We start from the raw sequence: 2665 nt of genomic DNA on the forward strand, positions 1-2665 counted from the left end.
CTTTCCGCAAGCCGATGACGATCTTGCTAAAACAACATCCGGGTCTAAAGAGGCTCGATCAATCAAATTCGAAGCCGTACTCGACCCCAATGGTGTCAAGGCCAAGCTAATCTTTCACTGGGAAATGCCTGTTGATGCGATTGCGACCGCTTTGCCGGATGACTTGTTGAATGTCGCCAATGCAGAAGAGAAGTATGCATTATTGCCTACCGCAGACATCGCAAGACAATCCGTCAGCGCAAAAGGTAGCATTCAGCGCATCGCATTGAATGATGTCAACACAATCCGCGATGTCACGAATACGAATGACGGAAAGCTCGTTGCACCGAACAAGCAAAGTGGTGATCGAAGCGAAGCCTTTCTGAGTAAGTTGGCGGAGCTTTCTGGCATATTAGGCGAAGAGGCGACCAAAATTATCGGCAATAATTTTGAAGCCTTCCGGGTTGCCTATTCGGAAGCCATTCGTAACTGGATCTCACCGGAAGGTCCTGGAATAAGTTCAGCTGCGTTTTCTCAGCAGGCGATAGAGTATGATGGGTTACTCATTGCCCTAGTAGAACAAGCAAACAATGATCTCGCCCGAGAAAAGCTTTGGCAGGAAATTCTGCGATTTGGTGTGGCCAATGTTGGCGCCGGAAGTCCGGCAGCCATCGTTACACCGTGGCATCCTCTACGCCTTGCCGAGATTCATATCAAAGCCTGTCAGGCTACGAAACTGATTCATGATGTCCTTGAAGCGGAAGAAGATGATATTTTCCGTGCGGACCTTCTGTTTTCTCAGGTTCAGTTCGAACTGCTTGCGAACTATTACCCGGAAGTCTGTATCGGCTTTGATCGCGATCAGCCGATACTCCTGTCAGCGGCTGACACATCTTATGATTATACGCTTGCAGAGCCTCCCCTAAGGAGAAACCGACAGGACGGAGACGACGCACTTGATATTGAACCGGGCGTCGCCGCCAAAGCCTTTGGCGATGTTGGAGAACAATATTTAAAGCTTCTGCCTCACGAACGCAGCAATTTTTCAGTGGTCCTGTATAACGCCGAATCCAAGGCATTACCAAGTGCATTGGCATCTGAACTTTCCAGTAAGGTTGAACAAGAGAATCAACTGCAATGCGATCTTCTGCTTACGCACTCAGAGCCCAAACGTATTAGACGGATTTATGAGCAACAGAATGTCACCGTAAACGAAGAATCCGGCTCAGTGATGGCCAGTGAGGCTGCTAGAAATTTCCTATCCAGGCTCCGTGTAGGATTTCTTGATGCGGCTACAATCCCGGAAGACGATAATGATCGCGCTGCCGATTTAGTGGCACTTCAAGACGTTGTGGCCAGGAACGCTCAACTCGTATGGAAAAGATCACCCGGTGACAGGCATCCCGAGTTAAGCGCTCACGTTCCGGCGCGCTGGTCACGCCGTCGCCCCATCGGTTTAGCAGATACGGCCACATCCGTGTATTTGGCCTGTCCTGTACAGCCACAACCGGGCCAGAGCTACCTCAACCTCATTCAGGTTTTTTTGCAGGGGGACAATGCTCTTCCGGGTAATGTGATCCCTGCCCGTGAGGTCAACTTTAGAGATGGCGATATCGGCAACGTCTTTACTCAAACCCACAAAATCGGTGAATGGGTTGTAAACTTTGATGAATTGGTTGACCGCCGCCTTCTGAGCAACAATGGGGTGCGCGTAATTCGCCATATACGAGATCGACAAGTAGACAGGAATATCGTTGTCTCAACCACATCCAAGCCCAAGCTTTTACGTGTCCTTCTTAAAAAACGGCTGGACAGGCTCGATCCGACTATTACCTCTGATGATCAATCGGTGATTGATCTACTCATTGACCAAGCCAATACACTCTCTGGCCAGGTGGTTATGCGTGCCGCTCGCTATGGCCATTACGCAAACGAGTTACTTGGCATTGTCCTGTCGATGGAAGAAATTCGAAACGGGCTTGGAGACTCTAAGCTGCCTATTGGTTGGTATTTTCTGGATGACTTTGCATCCTGGTTCGGACAACGCGAAGAGCAAATCGCCGATATCATGGCCATTGCCCCTCGCATCGTGGATGGCCAGCCGGTTCTCAAAGTGGCGATATCGGAAGCGAAGTTTGTAAGTTCTCGCGGGTACAGAACACAGGCGAAGAAGTCCGCCAAACAACTTGAAGAAACCGTAGCACGCTTAGGACGAGCCATAGACCCCAATCACAAACGAATTGATCGTGACATTTGGCTAAATCGAATAGGCGATTTCATGATTGAAGGCATGGAGCCATTTGACTCCGATTTAATGTACGGTTGGGACTTACATAAGTGGTCAGACGAAGTCAGACAGGACAAGATACCGATACAGCTAGCCGGTTTTTCGCATGTCTTCGTTCACGATAATGACGAATATGTTGATAGTGGGGACGCGACACCTCTAAAAGGTATGCCGCACTGTGTACAGCAGGTATTTGATAAAGCGAAAGTCGCCGGAGCATTCCGCTCGTTTGCGAATAAGGACAATGAGTCTGAAAAGCAATCACAATCCGAAGGTAACACTTGGAATGATGCGCTTGTTTCAACGGGAGCCGCTTCAAAAACTCAAGAGGAAACCGCGAATACGGAAACGAACACATCCTCTTTCGCACAAAACCAGCCCCCAGAATCAGAATCTATA

Annotated in this window: 1 protein-coding gene; it reads left to right on the forward strand. The window is 49.1% G+C overall.

The genetic code is table 11. The features are described 5' to 3' along the window. A partial coding sequence (locus ACOCD2_RS16300; RefSeq protein ID WP_419625791.1) for a hypothetical protein occupies positions 1-2665 on the forward strand: 2665 nt, incomplete at both ends.

It is taken from the genome of Thiolapillus sp. (assembly GCF_048562965.1).
GTDB lineage: Bacteria > Pseudomonadota > Gammaproteobacteria > Chromatiales > Chromatiaceae > Thiolapillus > Thiolapillus brandeum_A.